The 23,688-nt window shown below is 51.3% G+C and carries 23 protein-coding genes and 1 tRNA gene; 7 read left to right on the top strand and 17 right to left on the bottom strand.

Annotated elements, in window-relative coordinates; all coding sequences use genetic code 11:
- Window positions 1–147 precede the first annotated feature (147 nt).
- On the bottom strand, window positions 148–1,128 hold the full coding sequence (locus OGY72_RS09220; RefSeq protein ID WP_000019450.1) for an IS5-like element ISKpn26 family transposase: 981 nt from the start codon (window positions 1,126–1,128) through the stop codon (window positions 148–150).
- A gap of 25 nt (window positions 1,129–1,153) precedes the next feature.
- On the opposite strand from OGY72_RS09220, the gene OGY72_RS09215 reads away from it, so the two are divergent.
- The gene (locus OGY72_RS09215; RefSeq protein ID WP_286547612.1) at window positions 1,154–1,720 is read left to right on the top strand and encodes a hypothetical protein; all 567 of its coding nucleotides are present in this window, start codon (window positions 1,154–1,156) and stop codon (window positions 1,718–1,720) included.
- A 38-nt stretch (window positions 1,721–1,758) separates the two neighbouring features.
- Window positions 1,759–2,289 (top strand): hypothetical protein, encoded by a 531-nt coding sequence (locus tag OGY72_RS09210; RefSeq protein ID WP_286547611.1) that lies wholly within the window; start codon window positions 1,759–1,761, stop codon window positions 2,287–2,289.
- Between the two features lie 233 nt (window positions 2,290–2,522).
- On the opposite strand, the gene OGY72_RS09205 is transcribed toward OGY72_RS09210, so the two are convergent.
- From OGY72_RS09205 to actS, 3 genes are all read right to left on the bottom strand, one after another.
- Complete coding sequence (locus OGY72_RS09205) at window positions 2,523–3,689, bottom strand: tyrosine-type recombinase/integrase (protein WP_123267961.1); 1,167 nt, start codon at window positions 3,687–3,689, stop codon at window positions 2,523–2,525.
- A 164-nt stretch (window positions 3,690–3,853) separates the two neighbouring features.
- Window positions 3,854–3,927, bottom strand: a tRNA-Gly gene (locus OGY72_RS09200).
- Between the two features lie 79 nt (window positions 3,928–4,006).
- Complete coding sequence (gene actS / locus OGY72_RS09195) at window positions 4,007–4,765, bottom strand: amidase activator ActS (RefSeq protein WP_032945492.1); 759 nt, start codon at window positions 4,763–4,765, stop codon at window positions 4,007–4,009.
- A gap of 166 nt (window positions 4,766–4,931) precedes the next feature.
- Here actS and idi point away from each other — a divergent pair, with 166 nt between their 5' ends.
- Window positions 4,932–5,486, top strand: coding sequence for an isopentenyl-diphosphate Delta-isomerase (gene idi, locus OGY72_RS09190; protein ID WP_286547609.1), 555 nt, complete (start codon window positions 4,932–4,934; stop codon window positions 5,484–5,486).
- A gap of 77 nt (window positions 5,487–5,563) precedes the next feature.
- Here idi and lysS read toward each other — a convergent pair whose 3' ends face one another.
- The 5 genes from lysS to xerD all read right to left on the bottom strand — a co-directional run bounded on the left by lysS (window position 5,564) and on the right by xerD (window position 11,653).
- The gene (lysS, locus tag OGY72_RS09185) at window positions 5,564–7,081 is read right to left on the bottom strand and encodes a lysine--tRNA ligase (RefSeq protein WP_003026911.1); all 1,518 of its coding nucleotides are present in this window, start codon (window positions 7,079–7,081) and stop codon (window positions 5,564–5,566) included.
- Between the two features lie 9 nt (window positions 7,082–7,090).
- Window positions 7,091–8,189, bottom strand: a protein-coding gene (gene prfB, locus OGY72_RS09180; protein WP_100194817.1) for a peptide chain release factor 2 whose coding sequence is annotated in 2 segments (ribosomal slippage) — window positions 7,091–8,113 and window positions 8,115–8,189 — 1,098 coding nt in all. Because the reading frame shifts where the segments join, the coding sequence is not laid out codon by codon here.
- Window positions 8,190–8,280: 91 nt separating this feature from the next.
- Window positions 8,281–10,014 (bottom strand): single-stranded-DNA-specific exonuclease RecJ, encoded by a 1,734-nt coding sequence (recJ, locus tag OGY72_RS09175; RefSeq protein ID WP_286547608.1) that lies wholly within the window; start codon window positions 10,012–10,014, stop codon window positions 8,281–8,283.
- Window positions 10,015–10,019: 5 nt separating this feature from the next.
- Window positions 10,020–10,733 carry a bifunctional protein-disulfide isomerase/oxidoreductase DsbC gene (gene dsbC / locus OGY72_RS09170; RefSeq protein ID WP_003825520.1) on the bottom strand — a complete coding sequence of 238 codons (714 nt, stop codon included), beginning with the start codon at window positions 10,731–10,733 and terminating at the stop codon, window positions 10,020–10,022.
- Between the two features lie 23 nt (window positions 10,734–10,756).
- Complete coding sequence (gene xerD, locus OGY72_RS09165) at window positions 10,757–11,653, bottom strand: site-specific tyrosine recombinase XerD (protein ID WP_126317441.1); 897 nt, start codon at window positions 11,651–11,653, stop codon at window positions 10,757–10,759.
- A 113-nt stretch (window positions 11,654–11,766) separates the two neighbouring features.
- Between xerD and fldB the strand changes: the two genes are divergently transcribed.
- On the top strand, window positions 11,767–12,288 hold the full coding sequence (gene fldB / locus OGY72_RS09160) for a flavodoxin FldB (RefSeq protein ID WP_003026933.1): 522 nt from the start codon (window positions 11,767–11,769) through the stop codon (window positions 12,286–12,288).
- 101 nt (window positions 12,289–12,389) lie between these two features.
- On the opposite strand, the gene OGY72_RS09155 is transcribed toward fldB, so the two are convergent.
- Together OGY72_RS09155 and sdhE are read right to left on the bottom strand one after the other, a co-directional pair.
- The gene (locus tag OGY72_RS09155; RefSeq protein WP_003825515.1) at window positions 12,390–12,797 is read right to left on the bottom strand and encodes a protein YgfX; all 408 of its coding nucleotides are present in this window, start codon (window positions 12,795–12,797) and stop codon (window positions 12,390–12,392) included.
- The gene (gene sdhE, locus OGY72_RS09150; protein WP_003825514.1) at window positions 12,778–13,044 is read right to left on the bottom strand and encodes an FAD assembly factor SdhE; all 267 of its coding nucleotides are present in this window, start codon (window positions 13,042–13,044) and stop codon (window positions 12,778–12,780) included. Before sdhE ends, OGY72_RS09155 begins: the two co-directional genes overlap by 20 nt.
- A 257-nt stretch (window positions 13,045–13,301) precedes the next feature.
- Here sdhE and ygfZ point away from each other — a divergent pair, with 257 nt between their 5' ends.
- A complete protein-coding gene (gene ygfZ, locus OGY72_RS09145; RefSeq protein WP_149281263.1) occupies window positions 13,302–14,285 on the top strand; it encodes a tRNA-modifying protein YgfZ in 984 nt (327 codons plus the stop codon).
- Between the two features lie 131 nt (window positions 14,286–14,416).
- Here ygfZ and trhA read toward each other — a convergent pair whose 3' ends face one another.
- Both trhA and yqfB read right to left on the bottom strand, forming a co-directional pair.
- Window positions 14,417–15,079 carry a PAQR family membrane homeostasis protein TrhA gene (gene trhA / locus OGY72_RS09140; protein ID WP_286547607.1) on the bottom strand — a complete coding sequence of 221 codons (663 nt, stop codon included), beginning with the start codon at window positions 15,077–15,079 and terminating at the stop codon, window positions 14,417–14,419.
- A gap of 163 nt (window positions 15,080–15,242) precedes the next feature.
- Window positions 15,243–15,554, bottom strand: a complete 312-nt coding sequence (gene yqfB, locus OGY72_RS09135) for a N(4)-acetylcytidine aminohydrolase (RefSeq protein WP_048225466.1) — start codon at window positions 15,552–15,554, stop codon at window positions 15,243–15,245.
- Window positions 15,555–15,606: 52 nt separating this feature from the next.
- Here yqfB and OGY72_RS09130 point away from each other — a divergent pair, with 52 nt between their 5' ends.
- A complete protein-coding gene (locus tag OGY72_RS09130) occupies window positions 15,607–16,335 on the top strand; it encodes a MurR/RpiR family transcriptional regulator (RefSeq protein WP_286547616.1) in 729 nt (242 codons plus the stop codon).
- Window positions 16,336–16,455: 120 nt separating this feature from the next.
- Window positions 16,456–17,889 (top strand): 6-phospho-beta-glucosidase BglA, encoded by a 1,434-nt coding sequence (gene bglA / locus OGY72_RS09125; protein ID WP_079938634.1) that lies wholly within the window; start codon window positions 16,456–16,458, stop codon window positions 17,887–17,889.
- Between the two features lie 93 nt (window positions 17,890–17,982).
- On the opposite strand, the gene OGY72_RS09120 is transcribed toward bglA, so the two are convergent.
- The 4 genes from OGY72_RS09120 to gcvT form a co-directional block, all read right to left on the bottom strand.
- On the bottom strand, window positions 17,983–18,726 hold the full coding sequence (locus OGY72_RS09120) for an SDR family oxidoreductase (RefSeq protein WP_286547604.1): 744 nt from the start codon (window positions 18,724–18,726) through the stop codon (window positions 17,983–17,985).
- 77 nt (window positions 18,727–18,803) lie between these two features.
- Window positions 18,804–21,677, bottom strand: a complete 2,874-nt coding sequence (gcvP, locus tag OGY72_RS09115) for an aminomethyl-transferring glycine dehydrogenase (protein WP_286547602.1) — start codon at window positions 21,675–21,677, stop codon at window positions 18,804–18,806.
- Between the two features lie 132 nt (window positions 21,678–21,809).
- Entirely contained in the window at window positions 21,810–22,199 is a 390-nt protein-coding gene (gene gcvH / locus OGY72_RS09110; RefSeq protein ID WP_003026965.1) for a glycine cleavage system protein GcvH, read from the bottom strand.
- Window positions 22,200–22,224: 25 nt separating this feature from the next.
- Window positions 22,225–23,319, bottom strand: coding sequence for a glycine cleavage system aminomethyltransferase GcvT (gcvT, locus tag OGY72_RS09105; RefSeq protein ID WP_003825494.1), 1,095 nt, complete (start codon window positions 23,317–23,319; stop codon window positions 22,225–22,227).
- Between the last annotated feature and the right edge of the window lie 369 nt (window positions 23,320–23,688).

Genomic DNA, 23,688 nt, shown 5'->3' with positions numbered 1-23,688 from the left:
GGAAGGTGCGAATAAGCAGGTCATTTCTTCCCAAGCTGACTCGCTGATTAAAATTTCGCGGATCTGGGCCGATTTTTTTCCCGCAAACACATCGAATCAGCCTATTTAGGCTATTTTTTCCACCATTTCTGGCGTTATTTCCGGTTTTTACTGAGATCTCTCCCACTGACGTATCATTTGGTCCACCCGAAACAGGTTGGCCAGGGTGAATAACATCGCCAGTTGGTTATCGTTTTTCAGCAGCCCCTTGTATCTGGCTTTCACGAAGCCGAACTGCCGCTTGATGATGCGAAACGGGTGCTCCACCCTGGCACGGATGCTGGCTTTCATGTATTCGATGTTGATGGCCGTTTTGTTCTTGCGCGGATGCTGCTTCAAGGTTTTTACCCTGCCGGGACGCTCGGCGATCAGCCAGTCCACATCCACCTCGGCCAGCTCCTCGCGCTGTGGCGCTCCTTGGTAGCCGGCATCGGCTGAGACAAATTGCTCCTCTCCATGAAGCAGATTACCCAGCTGATTGAGGTCATGCTCGTTGGCCGCGGTGGTGACCAGGCTGTGGGTCAGGCCACTCTTGGCATCGACACCAATGTGGGCCTTCATGCCAAAGTGCCACTGATTGCCTTTCTTGGTCTGATGCATCTCCGGATCGCGTTGCTGCTCTTTGTTCTTGGTAGAGCTGGGTGCCTCAATGATGGTGGCATCCACCAAAGTGCCTTGGGTCATCATGACGCCTGCTTCGGCCAGCCAGCGATTGATGGTCTTGAACAATTGACGGGCCAGTTGATGCTGCTCGAGCAGGTGGCGGAAATTCATGATGGTGGTGCGATCCGGCAGGGCGCTATCCAGGGATAATCGGGCAAACAGGCGCATGGAGGCGATTTCGTACAGGGCATCTTCCATGGCACCGTCGCTCAGGTTGTACCAATGCTGCATGCAGTGAATACGCAGCATGGTCTCCAGCGGATAGGGCCGTCGGCCATTGCCCGCCTTGGGATAAAACGGCTCGATGACAGCGGTCATATTCTGCCATGGCAGAATCTGCTCCATGCGGGAGAGGAAAATCTCTTTTCGGGTCTGACGGCGCTTAGTGCTGAATTCACTATCGGCGAAGGTGAGTTGATGGCTCATGATGTCCCTCTGGGATGCGCTCCGGATGAATATGATGATCTCATATCAGGAACTTGTTCGCACCTTCCTTAGCTCACCCATTGCAAATGTTGTAAGTAAATTATCCCTTACACATGCCATAGTTATAGGAAATAATAATCAATCAAAAATAAAACCAATTATTCTATGTTATCGAAGTAAAGATATTAAAAAAGTCATACCAAAATTCAATGAGCTTTATGATTGTTATTTAAACTCAGGCCAAATCCCTAAGCTTGATAACCCGCTAAGAGCAAGCATTGCTTGGGTTGCAAAACCAAGGGAAGATGACAAACTATCTCTTGTAAACTTTATAAACATAGATAGTTTACCAGAACCAAAATCAAATGACTTAAATACATTGCATGACTATTTCCTTATATTATTAAGAAAAAGTAATGTGACAATAAGCGACATATGTGATTCATTAATAAATTCAACTCTATTTCTGCTGAAATCATATAGTATCAAAGATGCCAATGGTTATTTTTACACAAAAAAAACATTAATTGAATACATTAAAAAATTAGACGAAAAACATTATGAAAATTTAAAAAACTTCTATATAGAGTAGCAAATAAGTTCATTCTTGGTGATGAAGTATATTTTGAAATGTCTAAAAAAACGATCATCTGGACATTCAAAAAGATTTCTGAAATTGATATTCAAGACGATAATTTCTTTCTGCAAGATGCAAAAAAAATAATAACCGCAACTCCCATCATTAAAGAAACACGTACTAAAAAAAATTCAGAACACTATACAGGTACAATTCACTCTGTTAAGGGACAGACACATTCCGCCACATTATACTTAGAAACTTATTACAAAAAAAACTATGAATCCTTTGTTCTAAAAGAGTTTTTTGAAGGCAAGAATTGTGTTGATATAACTAACAGCATTAAAGATGAGATTGATAAAATAGAGATTGAAATCACAAAATTAAAAAGCGGACATGGAGAAAAAACAAGAAAAGCAAAAATAAAAACCTTGCAAGCAAAAATAGTGTTAATTGAACGTTACGCAAAAATGATGTATGTAGGATTTTCAAGACCTCAGCACCTATTATGTTTTGCTATAGATGAGTCTAGGTTCAATCAATTAAAAATAGATACTTCATTATGGGATGTAATTAATGTATGAGTTTTATTTCTTAATACCCCCCATGTATTTCATCAAAAAAACACATGTTTAGTAGGGCCTATTACGGCCCTGAGCTCTTGTAAACGCCCCTTAATCTATTTAAAAACTTAGATTGGAAGTAAAGATAGCTTGTAAAAATAATACACAATTAAAAAACCTCCTTTTATGAATGGTCCTTAGCCATTGCAATGGTGCGGTACTAGACAAGAAATAGTTATGGGGCACACTTTAAATTATTTTGCTATAAATTCCGCATACCACTGCATCATCTCCCTTCTTCCTTCCAAGTATTGAGCGTGATTATATGTCCCACGAATTGAGTTCTTATCGACGTGAGCCAGCTGTAGCTCGATCCAAGCTGAATTAAATCCCTGCTCATGCAAAATGGTACTCATCGTGTGGCGGAATCCATGCCCTGTAACGCGACCAGCATAGCCAATCCGTCTTACTAACACAGTTAAAGCCATATCACTCATTGGCTTCTTAGGGTCATTACGTCCAGGGAACAACAACGCTCCTGCACCCGTCATGGGTTTAAGCTGATTAAGCAGGTCAATTGCCTGGCTTGATAATGGAACCAGATGAGGGCGGCGCATTTTCATGCGTTCCGCTGGCACATTCCAAACCTTTTTCTCAAAATCAAACTCCTGCCACTCTGCTTGCCTCAACTCCCCAGGCCTTACTCCTGTTAAAATAAGCAATTGCATCGAAATCTTAACAAGCACACTACCGGCATAGGTGCTCAAAGTCCGAAGAAACTCAGGCAATTCATCCTGAGTTAAAAAAGCATAGTGTTCTTTCTCATGGGGAGTTACTGCACTGGCTAAATCAGGCGCGGGATTGTATTCAGCCCTGCCAGTAACAACAGCGTACTTCCAGACCTCTCCACAGCGCTGGCGAACCTTACGGACCTTCTCAGTTGCCCCTCGTGCTTCTATCTTGGAAAGAACTGCAAGCAACTCCATCGGCTTGATATCTTTGATTGGCCGGTGACCGATATAAGGAAACACATCCTTTTCAAAAGTTCTCAACATCTCTTCACGGTAAGAGACAGACCAACGGTCATAGCGTCGCTGATACCACTCCCGCGTGATAGCCTCAAACGAGTTTTCTGCGTCCTGTTGACGGCTAAGTTTCTCAATTTTTCGTTCGAGAGAAGGATCATTGCCAGCAGCTAATGTTCTTTTAGCATCCTCACGCTTACTTCTGGCTTCAGCTAAAGAAACATCAGGGTAAACGCCAATAGCGAGCAGCTTCTCTTTGCCTAGTGAACGGTATTTGAGACGCCAGTATCTTTTGCCATTGGGATTAACCAGCAGGTAAAGACCACCACCATCAGCGAGTTTGTAGGGCTTATCTTTAGGTTTTGCAGTTTCAACCTGACGAGCAGTCAGCTTCATTGGGGGTACCTCTCAGCAGGGGGTACAATTATACCCCCACCCATACCCCCACATTGAGCTTGACCCTGAGGGAGTACTGTTGAGTTCAATAGACTAATAGAATGCTATAACTGCTGATTTAACAAGAGAAAGTTTAGCTTGGTAGACTTCAGGGGAGTTGAGTTTGGAGCGGGCGAAGGGAATCGAACCCTCGTATAGAGCTTGGGAAGCTCTCGTTCTACCATTGAACTACGCCCGCATCGAAATGCGTAAGGGATTATAAACCTTACGCTCTTCTTGGCAAGGGACTAACCGACTGACTGGCGATTAAATCACCGTCAGCATTTTGGCTTACTGCCCTGCGGCGGCAAATAACGCAGTGGATCGATAGCTGTCGCCCGATAGCGGATTTGGAAATGCAGCCGCACCGTAGTCGCATCCGAGCTGCCCATCGTCGCGATTTTCTGCCCGGCCTTCACGTTTTGACCGTTGTTCACCAGCATGGTGTCATTATGCGCATACGCAGTGATGTAGTCCTCACTGTGCTTAATCATGATGAGATTACCATAGCCCCGCAGCTGATTACCGACGTAAACCACCTTCCCGGCGCCGGCGGCATAAATCGGTGTACCGCGCGCAGCCGAGATATCAATGCCCTTATTGCCGCCGTCCGCGGTTGAATAAGGCAGGATCACCTTACCGCTGGCAGGCCACTGCCAGCAACGTTGCCCTACTGGTGGCCAGGAAGACTGCGGTACGGATGAAGACGGTCTGACCGCTGCCGTTTTGGTTGAGGATTTCTTGGTTGTTTTGCCAGAGTTAGAACTGGTTTTCGCGCCACCGCTGACCTTCAGTTTTTGCCCTACTTCAATGGTATAGGGCGGTGAAATATTATTCAGGCGGGCGATCTCTTTCACGCTGGTCCCGGTAGCGCGCGAAATACGGTATAGCGTATCCCCCCGCTTCACGGTATACACGGAGCCGGAATAACTTCCTGTATCAGACGACTTGCTCCCGGAACACCCTGCTAACAGCAGACCGACACACAGCAACATCACGATACCCAGGCCATTTTTCTTCAGGCGTCCTGCACTCAAAACAATACCTCGCAACATTTTCAGACGCTTTATCATAGCAGCCAGAAACCGGATGCCAAATCATATCGCGCAACGAACCGTCGGTCCTGGCATTTCACACCCTCTGTTAATCAATCTGACTTAATTAAGCATATAATATGGGTGCTTAAGATTGATGGTGGACGCTATGCGACAGGAACATGTCATTTTATTGAATGAGCAGGACCAACCCTGCGGAACGCTGGAAAAATATGCGGCGCATACCGCCACAACTCCCCTGCATTCCGCTTTCTCGTGCTGGATATTTAACGAGCAGGGCCAACTGCTGGTCACCCGCCGCTCGCTGCACAAAAAAGCTTGGCCTGGCGTCTGGACCAACTCTGTCTGTGGTCACCCGCAGCTGGGTGAAACCCACGAAAACGCTATTGTCCGCCGGGCTCGCTTCGAACTGGGTGCAGACATCGACTTGCTCAGCCCCGTATACGCTGACTTTCGTTATCGCGCTACAGACCCGAGTGGAATAGTTGAAAACGAAGTATGCCCGGTTTATGCCGCACATATCGTGAGTCCGCTACAGCTAAACCCAGATGAAGTGATGGATTGCCACTGGAGCAGTCTTGCGGATGTCTTAAGCGGGATTGACGCGACGCCGTGGGCTTTTAGCCCGTGGATGGTAATGCAGGTTGCAGACAAAGAAGCGCGTACGCTGTTGCGGAATTACTGCCAACAAATTATTGCCTGATGGCGCTACGCTTATCTGGCCTACATAACGAATCGTAGGCCGGATAAGGCATCAGCCGCCATCCGGCATTTCACATCTTACTTAACCGGGCGCATTGCCGGGAACAGGATCACGTCGCGGATGGTATGGCTGTTGGTGAACAGCATAACCATACGGTCGATACCAATGCCCAGACCCGCAGTCGGCGGCAGACCGTGTTCCAGAGCCGTAACGTAGTCTTCGTCATAGAACATTGCTTCGTCATCGCCCGCATCTTTAGCGTTAACCTGATCCTGGAAACGCTGCGCCTGATCTTCCGCATCGTTCAGCTCGCTGAAACCGTTACCGATTTCACGTCCGCCGATGAAGAATTCGAAGCGGTCAGTGATTTCCGGGTTTTCATCATTACGACGCGCCAGCGGAGAAACTTCTGCCGGGTACTCGGTAATGAAGGTCGGTTGAATCAGGTGCGCTTCCGCAACTTCTTCAAAGATCTCGGTCACGATACGGCCCAGACCCCAGCTCTTCTCAACTTTGATGCCGATAGATTCAGCAATCGCTTTTGCAGAGTCGAAGTTATCCAGATCGGCCATGTTGGTTTCCGGACGGTATTTCTGAATCGCTTCGCGCATGGTCAGTTTTTCGAACGGCTTACCGAAGTCGAAGACTTCTTCACCATAAGGCACTTCAGTCGTTCCCAGAACGTTCTGCGCCAGCGTACGGAACAGCGATTCGGTCAGTTCGATCAGATCTTTGTAATCCGCATAAGCCATGTAGAGTTCCATCATGGTGAACTCTGGGTTATGGCGAACAGAGATGCCTTCGTTACGGAAGTTACGGTTAATTTCGAATACGCGTTCGAAGCCGCCAACCACCAGACGCTTGAGGTACAGTTCCGGCGCGATACGCAGGTACATGTCCAGATCCAACGCGTTATGATGGGTGATAAACGGACGCGCTGCCGCACCGCCAGGGATCACCTGCATCATCGGGGTTTCTACTTCCATAAAGCCACGAGCAACCATGAACTGACGGATGCCAGCCATAATCTGTGAACGCACTTTAAAGGTATTACGGGATTCATCGTTAGAGATGAGATCCAGGTAACGTTGACGATAGCGCGCTTCCTGATCCTGCAGACCGTGGAATTTGTCCGGCAGCGGGCGCAGCGCTTTGGTCAGCAGACGCAGTTCGGTGCAGTGAATAGACAACTCACCGGTCTTGGTCTTGAACAACTTACCTTTCGCGCCGAGGATATCGCCCAGATCCCATTTCTTGAACTGCTCGTTGTAGACGCCTTCCGGCAGGTCATCGCGAGCAACGTACAGCTGAATGCGGCCGCCAACGTCCTGCAGCGTAACGAATGATGCTTTACCCATAATACGACGGGTCATCATACGGCCAGCAACGGATACCTCAATGTTCAGCGCTTCCAGCTCTTCGTTTTCTTTTGCGTCGAAGTCAGCATGCAGTTGGTCTGAGGTATGATCGCGACGGAAATCGTTCGGGAACGGGATCCCCTGCTCACGCAGGCTCGCCAGCTTCTCACGGCGCGTTTTCAGTTCATTGTTAAGGTCGGCTACCGCGTCAGCGCCCTGTACGTGTTGTTCAGACATGTTGGTTCCTCATAACCCTGCTTTCAAACTTGCTTCGATAAATTGATCCAGGCTGCCATCCAGCACCGCCTGCGTGTTACGGGTTTCAACCCCGGTACGCAGATCTTTGATGCGGGAGTCATCAAGGACATAAGAACGAATCTGGCTACCCCAGCCGATATCTGACTTATTGTCTTCCATCGCCTGTTTCTCGGCATTCTTCTTCTGCATTTCCAGTTCATAAAGCTTCGCTTTCATCTGCTTCATGGCCTGGTCTTTGTTCTTGTGCTGTGAACGGTCGTTCTGACACTGCGTCACAATCCCGGTCGGGATGTGGGTAATACGCACCGCAGATTCCGTACGGTTAACGTGCTGACCACCTGCACCGGAGGCACGGTAAACGTCAATACGCAGATCCGCCGGGTTGATATCGATATCAATATCATCGTCAACTTCTGGATAAACAAACGCAGAGCTGAACGACGTATGGCGACGTCCGCCGGAGTCGAACGGACTCTTACGAACCAGACGGTGTACGCCGGTTTCAGTACGCAGCCAACCGTACGCATATTCGCCAGCAATTCTGATGGTCACGGATTTAATACCCGCCACTTCACCTTCAGACTCTTCAATAATTTCAGTCTTGAAGCCGCGCGCTTCAGCCCAACGCAGATACATGCGCATCAGCATGCTTGCCCAGTCCTGCGCTTCCGTACCGCCAGAACCTGCCTGAATATCGAGATAGCAATCTGCGCTGTCATATTCACCGGAGAACATACGACGGAATTCCAGCTGGGCCAGCTTATCTTCCAGCGTGTCGAGTTCTGCTACGGCTTCGTTAAAGGTTTCTTCGTCGTCGGCTTCTACAGCCAGCTCCAACAGGCCGGAGACATCTTCCAGGCCCTGGCTCATCTGATCGAGCGTATCAACGATGGCCTCAAGAGAAGAACGCTCTTTACCCAGCGCCTGCGCGCGTTCGGGTTCGTTCCATACGTCCGGCTGTTCCAGCTCGGCGTTTACTTCTTCCAGACGCTCTTTCTTGGCATCATAGTCAAAGATACCCCCTAAGAACGTCAGAGCGCTCCGTGAGGTCCTGAATGCGGTTATTTACCGGATTAATTTCAAACATTGTCTGATTTCTTTTATTGGACTAGTCAAAATGCGGTGATAAGAGCGGGATTGTAACTAATCCACGCCCTTTTTTATAGCGATTAGTGACGCTAAAGTGGCCAGATATTGTCGATTATAATCTGCAAACTACGGTTGCCGCGAAACTCATTAATATCCAGTTTGTAGGCAAGCTGAACTTCGCGCACACCGTTGTCCGGCCAGCAGGTGGTATCGACATTAAACGCAATACCGTCCAGAAGTGGACCACCGCCTACGGGCTCGACCATTACCTTCAGATGACGCTCACCGACCAGACGCTGCTGGAGCAAACGGAAATGCCCGTCAAACAGCGGTTCCGGGAACATTTGCCCCCACGGTCCGGCATCGCGCAGCATTTGTGCGACCTCCATGGTCATTTCCGCTGCGCTCAGTGGGCCATCAGACACCACTTCACCTTGCAGTAAGGCGGGATCCAACCACTCGGCTACCAGTTCGCCAAAACACTGCTGGAAACGCTCAAACTGCGCCTCTTCAAGCGATAAGCCCGCCGCCATGGCGTGACCGCCAAACTTGAGGATCATGCCCGGATAAAGGGTGTCCAGGCGCTCCAGCGCATCGCGCATGTGCAGCCCCTGAATCGAACGCCCGGATCCTTTGAGGGTACCGTCACCTGCCGGGGCAAACGCTATCACCGGGCGATGGAATCGCTCTTTAATACGCGATGCCAGAATCCCCACTACGCCCTGATGCCACTCGGGATGATACATAGCCAGACCGCCAGGTAGCGTATCGCTACTGCGTTCCAGCTTTTCACACAGGGTCAGCGCTTCTGCCTGCATACCCTGCTCAATTTCTTTGCGCGTCTGGTTGAGTGCGTCCAGCTCATTGGCCAGCACGCGCGCTTCACCAATGTTGTCGCACAACAACAGCGCTACGCCAACGGACATATCGTCCAAACGCCCTGCCGCATTCAGCCGTGGCCCGAGGGCAAAACCTAAATCACTGGCTGCCAGCTTTAGGGGGTCGCGATTGGAAATCTCCAGCAGCGCTTTAATACCTGGGCGGCATTTTCCGGCGCGGATACGGCTTAAGCCTTGCCACGTCAGAATGCGGTTATTGGCATCCAGCGGGACCACGTCCGCCACCGTGCCAAGCGCAACCAGATCGAGCAAATCCGCCAGGTTCGGCGGTGCAATGCCTCGCTCATCAAACCAGCCTTTATCACGCAGGAAAGTGCGCAGCGCCAGCATCAGATAAAAGGCGACACCAACGCCTGCCAGCGATTTCGACGGGAACTCACAGTCGTGCAGGTTAGGATTGATAATCGCCTCAGCGCCCGGCAGCGTATCCCCTGGCAGGTGGTGATCGGTCACTACGACCGGGATCCCCAACGTTCTGGCATGTTCGACACCCGCGTGAGACGAGATGCCGTTGTCTACGGTGACAATCAGCTGAGCACCACGGGCATGAGCCTGATCAACGACTTCAGGGCTTAAACCATAACCGTCTTCAAAACGATTGGGCACCAGGTAGTCAACGTTACTGCAGCCCAACGCGCGCATCGCCAGGATGCTTAGCGCCGTGCTGGTCGCGCCATCGGCATCGAAATCGCCGACAACGATGATGCGAGTTCCCGCACGAAAGGCGTTGTAGAGGATCTCAACCGCCTTTTCGACACCGTTTAAATGCTGCCACGGCAGCATTCCTTTCACGCTACGCTCAAGTTCCTGCGCGCTGCGCACACCGCGACTGGCGTATAAACGGCGCAGCAGTGGCGGCAAGTCTGCAGGTAGCTCGGCGGTCTCGTCGGCCTCACGCCGACGAAGTTGTATCTGTTGTTTCACGCGAATTATTTACCGCTGGTCTGTTTTGCATGTGCGTCGAGGAATTCTTTCATCTCTTTCGGGCCCTGATAACCAGGTACGACATAGCCATTGCTCAGCACAATCGCCGGTGTACCGCTGACGCCAAACTGTACGCCCAGCGCATAGTGGTTAGCGATATCCACATCACAGGTCGCCGCTTTCACGCCCTTGCCAGTCATCGCGTCGTCAAAGGCTTTGTTTTTGTCCTTAGCACACCAGATAGACTTCATGTCCTGCTCAGCCTGACTGTCCAGCCCCTGACGTGGGAAGGCCAGATAACGTACGGTGATCCCCAACGCATTGTAATCTTTCATCTCTTCATGCAGCTTGTGGCAGTAACCACAAGTGATGTCGGTGAAAACGGTAATGACGTGTTTTTCCTGCGGCGCTTTGTAGATGATCATCTCTTTTTCCAGCGCGTTCAGATGTTTCATCAGCAGTTGGTTGGTGACATTCACCGGACTTGCGCCGCTCACGTCGTACATCGGTCCCTGAATAATATGTTTACCGTCTTCGGTAACGTACAGCACGCCGCTATTGGTCAGTACAGTTTTCATACCCGCAACCGGAGCAGGTTGAATCTCGGTGCTCTGCACACCCAGCTTTGCTAATGACTGACGAATTGCCGCGTCGTCTGCATGTACCATGCCGGAAAACGCCGTCGCCAGCAGGGTGAACATCATAAAACGTTTTTTCATAGCCTATCCTATCCTGTCAGCACTCACGCTCGCGGGTGATGCTGTTGATGTAGTTGCCGCAAGCGCTCCGTTGCGACATGAGTATAAATTTGCGTTGTCGAGAGATCGCTATGCCCCAGTAGCATCTGCACCACGCGCAGGTCTGCGCCATGGTTAAGCAGATGCGTGGCAAACGCGTGCCGCAGGACGTGCGGTGACAGCTTTTCGCTGTCGATTCCCGCCAACACAGCATAGTGTTTGATACGATGCCAGAAGGTCTGACGGGTCATCTGTTGCGCCCGCTGACTAGGAAACAGCACATCAATCGATACGCCGTTGAGCAACCATGGACGCCCATGCTCCAGGTATGTTTCCAGCCAGTACACAGCCTCCTCACCCAACGGGACAAGGCGCTCTTTGTTACCTTTACCGATCACCCGTACCACACCCTGACGCAGGCTGACGTCACTCATCGTCAGTCCTACCAGTTCAGACACGCGCAGGCCTGTTGCATACAGCACTTCCAGCATGGCTTTGTCGCGTAGCTCCAGCGGTTGCTCAACAAGCGGCGCTTGTAGCAGCCGCTCAACCTGTGCTTCGCTGAGATCTTTAGGCAGGCGCTGCGGAAGTTTAGGTGATGCAAGCGAGGCGCTGGGGTCATCTTCACGATATTTTTCGCGGTACAGATGCTGAAAAAAACGTCGCGTCGCACTGAGCAAACGTGCGGAACTGGTGGCTTTATACCCTCCATCCATCCGCTCAGCCAGCAAGGCTTGCAGATCATCACTTTGCGCGGTCGCAAGCGAAGCGCCGCGGTGATGTAACCATTCCACAAGCATGGTCAGATCGCGACGATACGCGCTTAATGTATTTTCCGCCAGATTTCGTTCCAGCCACAGGGCATCAAGAAACTGCTCGATGCGCGCCAGATCCTGTTCCACTCGCGCCCCTTATTCCACTCTCATTTTTGATGCATTATGCCTCATTGTGCCGAGAATGCGGCGATTCTGTTACACTACCCGCAACGCTACAGCAGAATTGAGATGTTTACGTCATGAACATGGGTCTTTTTTACGGTTCCAGCACCTGCTACACCGAAATGGCAGCAGAAAAAATCCGCGATATCCTGGGTCCCGAACTGGTGACACTGCACAACCTCAAAGACGATTCCCCGACCCTGATGGAGCAATATGACGTGCTCATTTTGGGCATTCCAACCTGGGATTTCGGTGAAATTCAGGAGGACTGGGAAGCGGTCTGGGAGCAACTGGACGACCTCAACCTGGAAGGCAAGATTGTCGCGCTTTACGGTATGGGCGATCAGTTGGGATACGGCGAATGGTTCCTGGATGCGTTGGGTATGCTGCACGATAAACTGATCACCAAAGGTGTAAAGTTTGTCGGCTACTGGCCCACAGAAGGCTACGAATTCACCAGCGATAAACCCGTCATTGCTGATGGACAACTGTTTGTTGGCCTGGCGCTGGATGAGACGAACCAGTACGATCTCAGCGATGAACGCATTCAGGCCTGGTGCGAGCAAATTCTTGGGGAAATGGCCGAGCACTGGTCCTGATAACCGATTTGCCGGATGACGGCGTAAATGCCTTATCCGGCCAGCATGACGCACCTAACTGTAGGCCTTCAAGCTGCGCGCCATCAGGCATGCGTCATGCGTTACCCTTGCTTCGCCTTTTGCAGCATCAACCGCCGTAAATCCCGCCACTCTGCATCATCCATACTGTCTGCTGCCAGCCACAAATGTTGACGTTTTCCGGCATCAGATCGCAAACGCAGCATCATGCCTGTTTTAACCATCCAGGGGGCGCTAACGATAGACCACTCTTGCCCTTGCCAGCGCAGACGGCCATCCATCAATAGCCGAATCTCACCCTGACAGGCGTTGATTCGACGCTGACTGCGAACGCTATCGAACACCACCAGAGAGAGCAAAACCAGCCATAATGGGGTGTAGCTCAATGGCCAGGGCATCAATAAAATAAATACCGCGACCAGCCCATGAATTAGCAGTGAAAGCCACTGCGCGCGCCATGATACGCGTAAATCAGATTGCCACTGGACCACGTTCCCGATTCCGTGTCTGGATAAGTCGCACCATCTGTTCCAGCTGCTCATCAGCTGGTTTCCCATGATTCATCAACCAGTTAAATAAATCTGGATCATCACATTCTAGCAGACGGATAAAGATACGTTTTTCTTCGTCACTTAAGCTGTCATATTCATGTTCGAAAAACGGCATGATCGAGATGTCCAGCTCGCGCATACCGCGGCGGCATGCCCAATGAATACGTGCTTTGTTGTTAATATCCATGTTCTTCTCCCTGTCTCGCGAAAACGAAGTATCCCGTTATTGTAACGTCTTTTTCCCGCTCTTTTTACGGGAATATCAGTAAACTGAAGCTCGCTCGCTAAATAAAACCTTATTAAGCCAAAGGATTCACCATTTTTGGATGTCTCCTCGCAAAGCGCAACATATGGCACAAATAGCCTGTTTAAACCGCTTGCAATGGGCCATAGCTCTTTTACCATTAGTCATTATCACTGCGTTAAGCAAATCAGGACATTATTATGGCTTTTACATCTTTTCCTCCTCGCCAGCCTTTCGCGTCAACGCGTTTGCCTCTGACGCTAATGACGCTCGATGACTGGGCGCTCGCCACCATCACCGGTGTCGACAGTGAGAAGTATATTCAGGGTCAGGTCACGGCGGATGTCAGCCAGATGACCGAGCATCAGCACCTGTTGGCTGCACATTGTGACGCCAAAGGTAAAATGTGGAGCAACCTGCGTCTGTTCCGCCAGGGTGACGGTTTTGCATGGCTTGAGCGCCGTAGCCTGCGTGATGCGCAGCTCAGCGAGCTGAAAAAATATGCGGTCTTCTCGAAGGTGGTGATTGCCCCGGACGATGAACGAGTACTGCTGGGCGTAGCGGGATTCCAGGCACGTGCAGCGCTGGCCAATCTCTTTAGCGAATTGCCGAACAGTGATAAGCAGGTCATTACCGAAGGTGCCTCCACGGTATTGTGGTTCGAACACCCTGCCGAACGTTTTCTGCTGATCGTTAATGCCACCACAGCAGAAACCTTGGTTGAAAAGCTGCGTGGCGAAGCTGAGTTAAATAACAGCCAGCAGTGGCTGGCGCTGGATATCGAAGCGGGTATCCCCGTTATTGATACAGCCAACAGTGCACAGTTTATTCCACAGGCTACCAATCTGCAGGCTCTGGGCGGGATCAGCTTTAAAAAAGGCTGCTACACCGGTCAGGAAATGGTGGCTCGTGCAAAATTCCGCGGAGCCAACAAACGCGCCATGTGGACTTTGGCGGGTGCCGCCGGTCGAGTACCGGAAGCGGGTGAAGACCTGGAGCTGAAAATGGGCGAGAACTGGCGCCGTACCGGCACCGTACTCGCCGCAGTACAACTGGCTGATGGTCAGGTACTGGTGCAGGTTGTGATGAATAACGACATGGAGACCGACAGCGTGTTCCGCGTTCGTGAAGACGCGAAAACGCTACATATCGTACCGCTGCCATATTCGTTAGACGAAGAGTAATTGGTAGGCCTGATAAGCGCAGCGCCATCAGGCAATTCGGCACAGGCTACCGGATTGCGGCGTTGGCTTGTCCGGCCTATAAAATACAGTCCGGGCGAGGCGTTTACGCCGCCCCCGGGGTTGCACTGAATCTATGCGTGTTGCCCCACGTACAGATAGATCGCCAGGAAATGGCAAACGCTGCCGCCCAGCACAAAGCCGTGCCAGATCGCATGGTTGTAAGGAATACGCTTACAGACGTAGAAAATTACGCCCAGCGAATACATCACACCACCAACAGCCAGCAACGTCACGCCTCCCGCCGCCAACTTAACCGCCAGTTGATACACCACAATCAGCGAAAGCCAGCCCATTGTCAGGTAGGTCACCAGTGACAGAACCTTAAACCGGTGCGCAATGGTTAGTTTGAATAAAATACCGATCAGCGCCAGGCTCCAGATAACAATCATCAGCCCACGTGCCAGCGGCGAATCAAGCCCCACCAGCAGAAATGGCGTGTAAGTCCCGGCAATCAGCAGATAAATCGCACAGTGGTCGAATTTTTTCAGCCAGACTTTCGCTCTCTGATGGGGGATCGCGTGATACAAAGTTGAGGCGAGGAACAGCAGGATCATGCTGCCGCCGTACAGGCTATAGCTGGTAATCGCCATAGCGCTGGCGTTGGTATCAACTGCCTGGACCAGCAATAACACCAGTCCGACAATCCCAAACACCAGCCCGATACCGTGACTGATGCTGTTGGCTATTTCCTCTGCCAGCGAATATCCCTGCGCGATTAATGGCTTCTGAACCATAACTTACTCCCGAGAAACGAACCCTATCGTGATTGCTCCTCTAGCGTAACTGAGAATGGTTCCAGTGAACACCTGTTAGCTAAAATAATTACCAGATAAATATTTATCATTAAAAATCACAGTGTTAGATTTTAAATTTCAGCTAACATGCGTACCATTAAAATCAAAGGCATTTAAAATCAATCACATAAAATTGCGTCTGATCCGGGTAAATCTCGGCAATGACATGTTTAAGTTCTTCAAGCGTCATGTTTTCCTGCTGGGCATGTTTATCCGTCAGCGTATCCAGCGTGACGGTTGAGGTGCCTACAACCTCAATCGTGCAGAAGTAACCGTCATCTTCGAAGCGCCCAACCCGTAAAATGTCCCCGGCTTTGAAGTGTGATTCGGACTCGTCACGAATAGTGATGGTCTTGCGTCCGGCCAGAATGTCATCCTGGAAACGCTGAAAAAAAGTGATGTCATTTGGCTGCATGTTATTATTCCCTGTAGATGAAGTCTGATGAGTGAGTTTTGCCATTGTGAGTATGTTCTCCCACGCTGCCATCGCCAGTCTCAACAATCTTGAGATGCTGGTCTACAACTATGTCATCAAAAACCGTGACAAAGTCATGTACATGACCATTCGCGAACTGGCCGATGCCGTGGGTGTTTCCACTACCACCGTACTGCGCTTTTGCCGCAAGCTTAAGTGTGAAGGTTACTCAGAATTTCGCGTGCGCTTCAAATTATATTTAGAGCAGAATGAACCGCAACAGGCTAATTTCGGTGCCAGCGAAATTATCAGCTTCTTTAAAGGCGTTAATAACGATGAGTTCGATAATCTGCTCGATCAGGCTGTTGATATTATATTATCTTCCGAACGTATTATATTCGTCGGAGCGGGAACATCCGGAGCCTTAGCCAAATATGGCGCACGTTTTTTCTCAAACGTTGGAAAATTCAGTAATCACATTGATGATCCTTATTTCCCGGTAACGAATGACATGGCCAGAAACGCGCTGGCGATCGTGCTTTCTGTTTCCGGTGAAACAGAAGAGATCCTGCGCTTTGCCAGCCAGTTCAGCCTGCATAACTGTAAGGTCCTGTCTGTCACCAGTCATGAACATTCGCGGCTGGCCAAATTGGCTGACTTTAATCTCTCCTGGCACGTTCCACAGACGCGCATTGCCGGAGAATACGATATAACCACACAGATCCCTGTTATTTATATTCTGGAGTCACTCGGCCGCAAGTTGGCGAAAAGAATAGCGTAAAAAAACAATCTGTTTTTTGGATGTAACAAATCACATTAGCGCTATTTTGTTATATCGTGACATTTATCTTTCCTTTGTTAGACTCAAAATCAGATTGTATTAATTTGAGACTGAGCGCAGATGAAAAAACTTACCTTACCAAAAGATTTTTTATGGGGTGGCGCGGTTGCGGCGCACCAGGTTGAAGGCGGCTGGAACAAAGGTGGCAAAGGCCCCAGCATTTGCGACGTACTGACCGGAGGGGCACACGGCGTTCCGCGAGAAATCACTCAGGAAGTTGAACCCGGTAAGTACTACCCCAACCACGAAGCTGTCGATTTTTACGGTCATTACAAAGAAGACATCAAGCTGTTTGCCGAGATGGGCTTCAAATGCTTCCGTACCTCAATCGCCTGGACCCGTATCTTCCCCAAAGGGGACGAAACCCAGCCGAATGAAGAAGGGCTAAAGTTCTACGACGACATGTTCGATGAACTGCTGAAGTACAACATTGAACCGGTCATCACCCTTTCCCACTTTGAAATGCCGCTGCATCTGGTTCAACAGTACGGTAGCTGGACCAATCGTAAAGTCGTCGATTTCTTTGTCCGATTTGCTGAAGTCGTTTTTGAGCGCTACAAGCACAAGGTCAAATACTGGATGACCTTTAACGAGATCAATAACCAGCGCAACTGGCGCGCACCGCTGTTTGGTTATTGCTGCTCCGGCGTGGTGTATACCGAGCATGAAAACCCGGAAGAAACCATGTACCAGGTGCTGCATCACCAGTTCGTGGCCAGCGCTCTGGCAGTGAAAGCCGCACGCCGCATCAACCCGGAAATGAAAGTCGGCTGCATGCTGGCGATGGTGCCACTGTACCCGTTCTCCTGTAAGCCTGAAGATGTGATGTTCGCGCAGGAATCGATGCGTGAGCGCTACGTTTTCACCGACGTTCAACTGCGCGGCTACTATCCATCATATGTACTGAACGAGTGGGAACGCCGCGAATTCAATATCCGAATGGAAGCCGGAGATGAGCAAATCCTGCGTGAAGGCACCTGTGACTATCTCGGATTCAGTTACTACATGACCAACGCGGTAAAAGCGGAAGGCGGCAGCGGCGATGCCATTTCTGGTTTTGAGGGCAGCGTACCGAACCCGCACGTAAAAGCGTCCGACTGGGGCTGGCAGATTGATCCGGTCGGTCTGCGTTACGCCTTATGTGAACTGTATGAGCGCTATCAGAAACCGCTATTTATCGTAGAAAACGGATTTGGAGCCTACGACAAAGTGGAAGAAGACGGCAGCATCAACGACGACTATCGCATCGACTATTTACGCGCCCACGTTGAAGAGATGATGAAAGCGGTAACCTATGATGGCGTAGACCTGATGGGCTACACGCCGTGGGGCTGCATCGACTGTGTCTCGTTCACCACAGGTCAGTACAGCAAACGTTACGGCTTTATCTACGTGAACAAACACGACGACGGCACCGGCGATATGTCGCGTTCACGCAAGAAAAGTTTTAACTGGTACAAAGAGGTGATTGCCAGCAACGGCGAGAAACTTTGATTTTTTGCCGGATGGCGGCGTAAACGCCTTATCCAGCCTACAGATTAAATTCCCGTAGGCCGGATAAGTATAGCGCCATCCGGCGATTAAATCCTACTTCCCGCCCGCCAGTTCCAGAAAACTTCCCGTTACGTAGGACGCCTTCTCGCTCAGCAGCCAGGTAATCGCCTGCGCGACCTCCTCCGGCTGTCCGCCGCGCTGCATAGGCAACATCGATTTCACGCGATCGACCCTTCCCGGCTCGCCGCCTGATGCGTGCATTTCAGTGTAGATAAGACCAGGTCGCACGCAGTTTACGCGGATCCCTTGCGCCGCAACCTCCAGCGCAAGGCCGGTGGTGAGCGTGTCCACAGCGCCTTTTGAAGCTGCGTAATCAACATATTCGAATGGCGCACCAAGCCGTGATGCAGCCGAAGAGACATTCACAATCGCCCCGCCTTGCCCTCCGTGTTTGAACGACATCCGCTTTACCGCTTCCCGACAACACAAAAAATAGCCGGTAACATTGGTCGCCAGCACGCGGTTAATTCTTTCAGCGGTTAGGCTTTCCACCGTGCTCTGTTCAAACAAAATCCCGGCATTATTCACTAACGCAATCAGTGGTTCACCTTCGCGGTCAATAGATTCAAACATTGCCACAACCTGGCTTTCATCGCTGATATCAGCCCGTAGAGCAAACGCCTTTCCCCCGGCAGCGACAATAGTATTCACCACCTCCGTTGCCGCACGGATATTGTGATGAAAGTTAATCGCAACCGTGTAACCCTCTTGCGCTAACTGCAGCGCGGTTGCCCGCCCGATGCCGCGACTGCCGCCAGTAACCAGTACGATTCCCATGGATACCTCCAGATATGAAAAAGCCGGGAGGCGACTTCGCCTTACCCGGCCTACAAAAGCTTTACTGCGCGGAAAAGTTACTGATATTCGCTCATCGGCACGCAGGAGCAGAACAGGTTACGGTCACCGTAAACATCATCAAGGCGTTTCACGGTCGGCCAGTATTTGTTCGCCACACCAGCCGGGAAGACGGCGATTTCGCGGCTATAACCGTGATTCCACTCCGCGACAAGCTCGTTTTGCGTGTGCGGCGAGTTAACCAGCGGGTTATCTTCCAGTGACCATTCACCGGCTTTCACGCGATCGATTTCAGCGCGGATTGCCAGCATCGCATTGATAAAGCGATCAAGTTCCACTTTGCTTTCAGATTCAGTCGGTTCAACCATCAGGGTACCCGCGACCGGGAATGACATAGTCGGCGCATGGAAACCGTAATCGATCAGACGCTTGGCAATATCCAGTTCGCTGATGCCGGTCTCTTCTTTCAGTGGGCGAATGTCGAGAATACATTCATGCGCCACGCGACCGTCGCGACCGGTATACAGTACCGGATAAGCATCTTTCAGACGGCTGGCAATGTAGTTAGCATTAAGGATCGCCACCTGGCTTGCCTGCTTCAGACCTTCTGCGCCCATCATACGGATGTACATCCAGCTGATTGGCAGAATAGATGCGCTACCGAACGGCGCCGCAGAAACTGCGCCCTGACGAGTGAGCATTCCTTCAATCTGCACTACGCTGTGACCCGGTACGAACGGTGCCAAATGTGATTTGACGCCAATCGGTCCCATACCTGGGCCGCCGCCGCCGTGCGGAATGCAGAATGTTTTATGCAGGTTGAGGTGCGAGACATCTGCGCCGATAAAGCCTGGCGTGGTGATCCCAACCTGAGCGTTCATGTTCGCGCCATCAAGGTAAACCTGGCCGCCAAACTGGTGTACAACGTCGCACACTTCACGGATCGTTTCTTCATACACGCCGTGAGTAGACGGATAGGTCACCATGATGCAGGAGAGGTTCGCAGCATGTTGTTCTGCTTTTGCTCGCAGATCGTCCAGGTCAATGTTGCCGTTCTTATCACAGGCGACAACCACTACCTGCATCCCCGCCATCTGTGCGGATGCCGGATTGGTGCCGTGGGCAGAAGCCGGGATCAGACAGATATCGCGATGGCCTTCGTTACGGCTTTCGTGATAGTGACGAATCGCCAGCAGACCCGCATACTCGCCCTGCGCGCCGGAGTTCGGCTGCATGCAGACGGCGTCATAACCGGTCAGTTTTACCAGCCACTCGGAAAGCTGGCCGATCATCTGGTGATAACCTTCTGCCTGCTCTGGCGGGCAGAACGGGTGAAGTTCAGCGAATTCCGGCCAGGTGATAGGGATCATCTCGGCGGCAGCGTTCAGCTTCATGGTGCAAGAACCCAGCGGGATCATTGCCTGGTTCAGCGCCAGATCTTTGCGCTCCAGCGAGTGCATGTAGCGCATCATCTCGGTTTCGCTGTGATAGCGATTAAACACCGGATGGCTGAGGATCGCATCGTCACGCAGCATGCTGTCCTGAATGGAACGGCTGTCGAGCGCCACATCTTTATCCAGCGTATCGATATTCAAACCGTGGCTGTCGCCCAGCAGAACATTGAACAACTGCACCACGTTTTCACGGCTGGTGGTTTCATCAAGCGTAATACCTACCGCGTTATGGATATCGCTACGCAGGTTGATTTCTGCCGCTTCGGCACGCGCCAGAACAGCCGCTTTGTCGGCCACTTCAACACACAGAGTGTCGAAGTAGTGCGCATGGCGCAGCTTCAGCCCTTTCTGCTGCAGACCGGCCGCCAGAATATCAGTCAGGCGGTGGATGCGATTAGCGATACGTTTCAGGCCAACCGGACCATGATAAACGGCATACAGGCTGGCGATGTTGGCCAGCAGAACCTGAGAGGTACAAATGTTGGAGTTCGCTTTCTCGCGGCGGATATGCTGCTCGCGAGTCTGCATCGCCATGCGCAGTGCGGTATTGCCCGCCGCATCTTTCGATACGCCGATAATACGGCCTGGCATGGAGCGTTTGAATTCGTCTTTAGCGGCGAAGAATGCCGCGTGTGGGCCGCCGTAACCCATCGGAACGCCGAAGCGTTGCGCAGAGCCGAAAACAATATCCGCGCCCTGTTTGCCCGGTGCAGTCAGCAGTACCAGCGCCATAAAGTCGGCAGCGACACTGACCACAACTTTACGGGATTTCAGCTCGGCAATCAGTTTGCTGTAGTCGTGCACTTCACCGGTGGTGCCAACCTGCTGCAACAGCACGCCAAACACATCCTGGTGATCCAGAGCTTTCGCCGCGTCATCAACAATGACGTCAAAGCCAAAGGTTTCTGCACGGGTGCGAACCACGTCCAGCGTTTGCGGGTGAACATCAGCCGCCACAAAGAAACGGTTGGCATTTTTCAGTTTGCTGACACGTTTGGCCATCGCCATGGCTTCAGCAGCCGCAGTGGCTTCATCCAGCAGAGAAGCAGAAGCCATATCCAGGCCCGTCAGGTCCAGTGTGACCTGTTGGAAGTTCAGCAAAGCTTCCAGTCGTCCCTGGGAGACTTCCGGCTGATACGGCGTATATGCGGTGTACCAGCCTGGGTTTTCCAGCATGTTACGCTGAATAACCGGTGGCAACTGCACGGCGGTGTAGCCCATGCCAATGTAGGACGTGAAGCGCTTGTTACGCCCGGCGATGGCTTTTAATTCAGCCAGCGCAGCGTATTCGGTCGCCGCCTCGCCCACCTGTGGCGGGGTTGCGAGCTGAATGTCTTTCGGCACAATCTGGCCGATCAGCGCGTTTAACGACTCGGCGCCAACCGCATTCAGCATCTCTTGCTGCTGCGCGGCGTCCGGTCCGATGTGGCGTTCAATGAAAGCGCCGCTGTTTTCAAGCTGGCTTAACGTCTGTGTCATGGGCGATGGTTCCTGAAACGTGCAGTGAATCGTGATGGTCTCTAACTCAATTGCCCGGTGGCGCTGACGCTTACCGGGCCTACGCATGCTTTGTAGGCCGGATAAGCGCAGCGCCATCCGGCAAAAGCGTATTTACTCGTCTTCTAACAAAGCTTCGTATGCGGTCGCATCCAACAGCGATTCAATTTCGCTTTCATCGCTGGCTTTGATTTTGAAAATCCAGCCACCCGCATACGGTTCGCTGTTGACCAGTTCCGGGGAGTCGCTGAGCGCATCGTTAACCGCAACAATCTCACCGCCTACTGGCGCATAGATATCGGATGCCGCTTTTACGGACTCCGCAACGGCGCAATCATCGCCCGCGCTGACGGTGGCGCCAACTTCTGGCAGGTCAACGAAAACCATGTCACCTAACAGCTCCTGAGCGTGTTCGGTGATACCAACGGTGTAAGAGCCGTCAGCTTCTTTGCGCAGCCATTCGTGTTCTTTGCTGTATTTCAGTTCTGCAGGTACGTTGCTCATCAATCAATCTCCAAAAAAGGATGAATTACGCGACGGCTTTGCCGTTACGCACAAAAACAGGTTTAGTCACTTTTACCGGCATTTCACGGTTACGGATCTGTACGATCGCAGTCTCACCGATACCCGCAGGCACACGCGCCAACGCAATGCTGTAACCCAGGGTTGGGGAGAATGTGCCACTGGTGATAATGCCTTCATGCTGGTTGCCAGAAGCATCGGTGAAACGCACCGGCAGTTCATTACGCAGCACGCCCTTCTCAGTCATCACCAGCCCGACCAGCTGTTCGTGGCCTTTTTCACGCTGCATTTCCAGCGCTTCACGACCAATAAAGTCGCGGTCAGCCGGTTCCCACGCGATGGTCCAGCCCATGTTGGCCGCCAGCGGAGAAATACCTTCGTCCATCTCCTGGCCATACAGGTTCATACCCGCTTCCAGACGCAGGGTGTCACGCGCGCCGAGACCGCAAGGTTTGACACCAGCCTGAACCAGCGCACGCCAGAAATCTGCCGCCTTTTCATTCGGCATGGCAATTTCATAACCTGCTTCGCCGGTATAACCGGTGGTTGCGATAAACAAATCACCTGCCTGAACGCCGAAAAACGGCTTCATGCCTTCAACCGCATGACGCTGCTCGTCAGTAAACAACGTAGCTGCTTTTTCCTGCGCGTTTGGACCCTGCACCGCAATCAGCGACAGGTCGTCACGAACGGTGATGTCGATGGCGTAAGGTTCAGCGTGTTGGGTAATCCAGGAGAGGTCTTTTTCGCGGGTGGCGGAGTTTACAACGAGGCGGAAGAAATCTTCAGTGAAGTAGTAGACAATCAGGTCATCTATCACGCCGCCCGAAGCGTTGAGCATCCCGGAGTAGAGGGCTTTACCCGTCTTCGTTAGCTTCGCGACGTCGTTTGCCAGCAGATAACGCAAGAACTCCCGGGTGCGGCTACCGCGCAGGTCGACGATGGTCATATGCGACACATCAAACATTCCGGCGTCGGTGCGAACAGCATGGTGTTCATCGAGCTGAGAACCGTAATGCAGTGGCATCATCCAGCCATGGAAATCGACCATGCGCGCGCCACATAGCGTGTGTTGTTCGTACAAAGGAGTCTGTTGAGCCATCTTTTCCTCGTTGAATAAGCGGGGCTACCAACTCTTTCGCGGTGAAATTTTCGCCACGAAACCCAGCACCGCAGCCGCTCCAGGGGCTACGACGCAAACGTTCTCTTTGTCCTGAACTTACCACCGAAACAGACGCTAAACCATAAGTCAAAATTAACCATCACATTAGCTTATGGCGAAAAACAGCCAGATCGCTAACAGAATAAAACTCCATACACATAACAATTAATCAGAACAACAAACGAATATAAGCGCAAAATTACAGCACCAATCCATATTAAATGTGGAAAAAATGTCAAAAATGGCGTTATGAAAAAAACGTAAAATTAGAAAAACTAATGCGAAAAAAGGAGTGGAATTAGATTATTT

The organism is Citrobacter sp. Cpo221, from assembly GCF_030332345.1.
GTDB lineage: Bacteria > Pseudomonadota > Gammaproteobacteria > Enterobacterales > Enterobacteriaceae > Citrobacter > Citrobacter portucalensis.
This window is presented reverse-complemented; position numbering and strand designations above follow the sequence as displayed.

Bases quoted from the DNA above. Each gene is read 5' to 3' on its own strand.
- OGY72_RS09220 (WP_000019450.1), bottom strand. From the start codon at position 1,128: ATGAGCCATCAACTCACCTTCGCCGATAGTGAATTCAGCACTAAGCGC.
- OGY72_RS09215 (WP_286547612.1), top strand. From the start codon at position 1,154: ATGAATATGATGATCTCATATCAGGAACTTGTTCGCACCTTCCTTAGC.
- OGY72_RS09210 (WP_286547611.1), top strand. From the start codon at position 1,759: ATGTCTAAAAAAACGATCATCTGGACATTCAAAAAGATTTCTGAAATT.
- OGY72_RS09205 (WP_123267961.1), bottom strand. From the start codon at position 3,689: ATGAAGCTGACTGCTCGTCAGGTTGAAACTGCAAAACCTAAAGATAAG.
- idi (WP_286547609.1), top strand. From the start codon at position 4,932: ATGCGACAGGAACATGTCATTTTATTGAATGAGCAGGACCAACCCTGC.
- lysS (WP_003026911.1), bottom strand. From the start codon at position 7,081: ATGTCTGAACAACACGTACAGGGCGCTGACGCGGTAGCCGACCTTAAC.
- dsbC (WP_003825520.1), bottom strand. From the start codon at position 10,733: ATGAAAAAACGTTTTATGATGTTCACCCTGCTGGCGACGGCGTTTTCC.
- fldB (WP_003026933.1), top strand. From the start codon at position 11,767: ATGAACATGGGTCTTTTTTACGGTTCCAGCACCTGCTACACCGAAATG.
- sdhE (WP_003825514.1), bottom strand. From the start codon at position 13,044: ATGGATATTAACAACAAAGCACGTATTCATTGGGCATGCCGCCGCGGT.
- ygfZ (WP_149281263.1), top strand. From the start codon at position 13,302: ATGGCTTTTACATCTTTTCCTCCTCGCCAGCCTTTCGCGTCAACGCGT.
- trhA (WP_286547607.1), bottom strand. From the start codon at position 15,079: ATGGTTCAGAAGCCATTAATCGCGCAGGGATATTCGCTGGCAGAGGAA.
- yqfB (WP_048225466.1), bottom strand. From the start codon at position 15,554: ATGCAGCCAAATGACATCACTTTTTTTCAGCGTTTCCAGGATGACATT.
- OGY72_RS09130 (WP_286547616.1), top strand. From the start codon at position 15,607: ATGTTCTCCCACGCTGCCATCGCCAGTCTCAACAATCTTGAGATGCTG.
- bglA (WP_079938634.1), top strand. From the start codon at position 16,456: ATGAAAAAACTTACCTTACCAAAAGATTTTTTATGGGGTGGCGCGGTT.
- OGY72_RS09120 (WP_286547604.1), bottom strand. From the start codon at position 18,726: ATGGGAATCGTACTGGTTACTGGCGGCAGTCGCGGCATCGGGCGGGCA.
- gcvP (WP_286547602.1), bottom strand. From the start codon at position 21,677: ATGACACAGACGTTAAGCCAGCTTGAAAACAGCGGCGCTTTCATTGAA.
- gcvH (WP_003026965.1), bottom strand. From the start codon at position 22,199: ATGAGCAACGTACCTGCAGAACTGAAATACAGCAAAGAACACGAATGG.
- gcvT (WP_003825494.1), bottom strand. From the start codon at position 23,319: ATGGCTCAACAGACTCCTTTGTACGAACAACACACGCTATGTGGCGCG.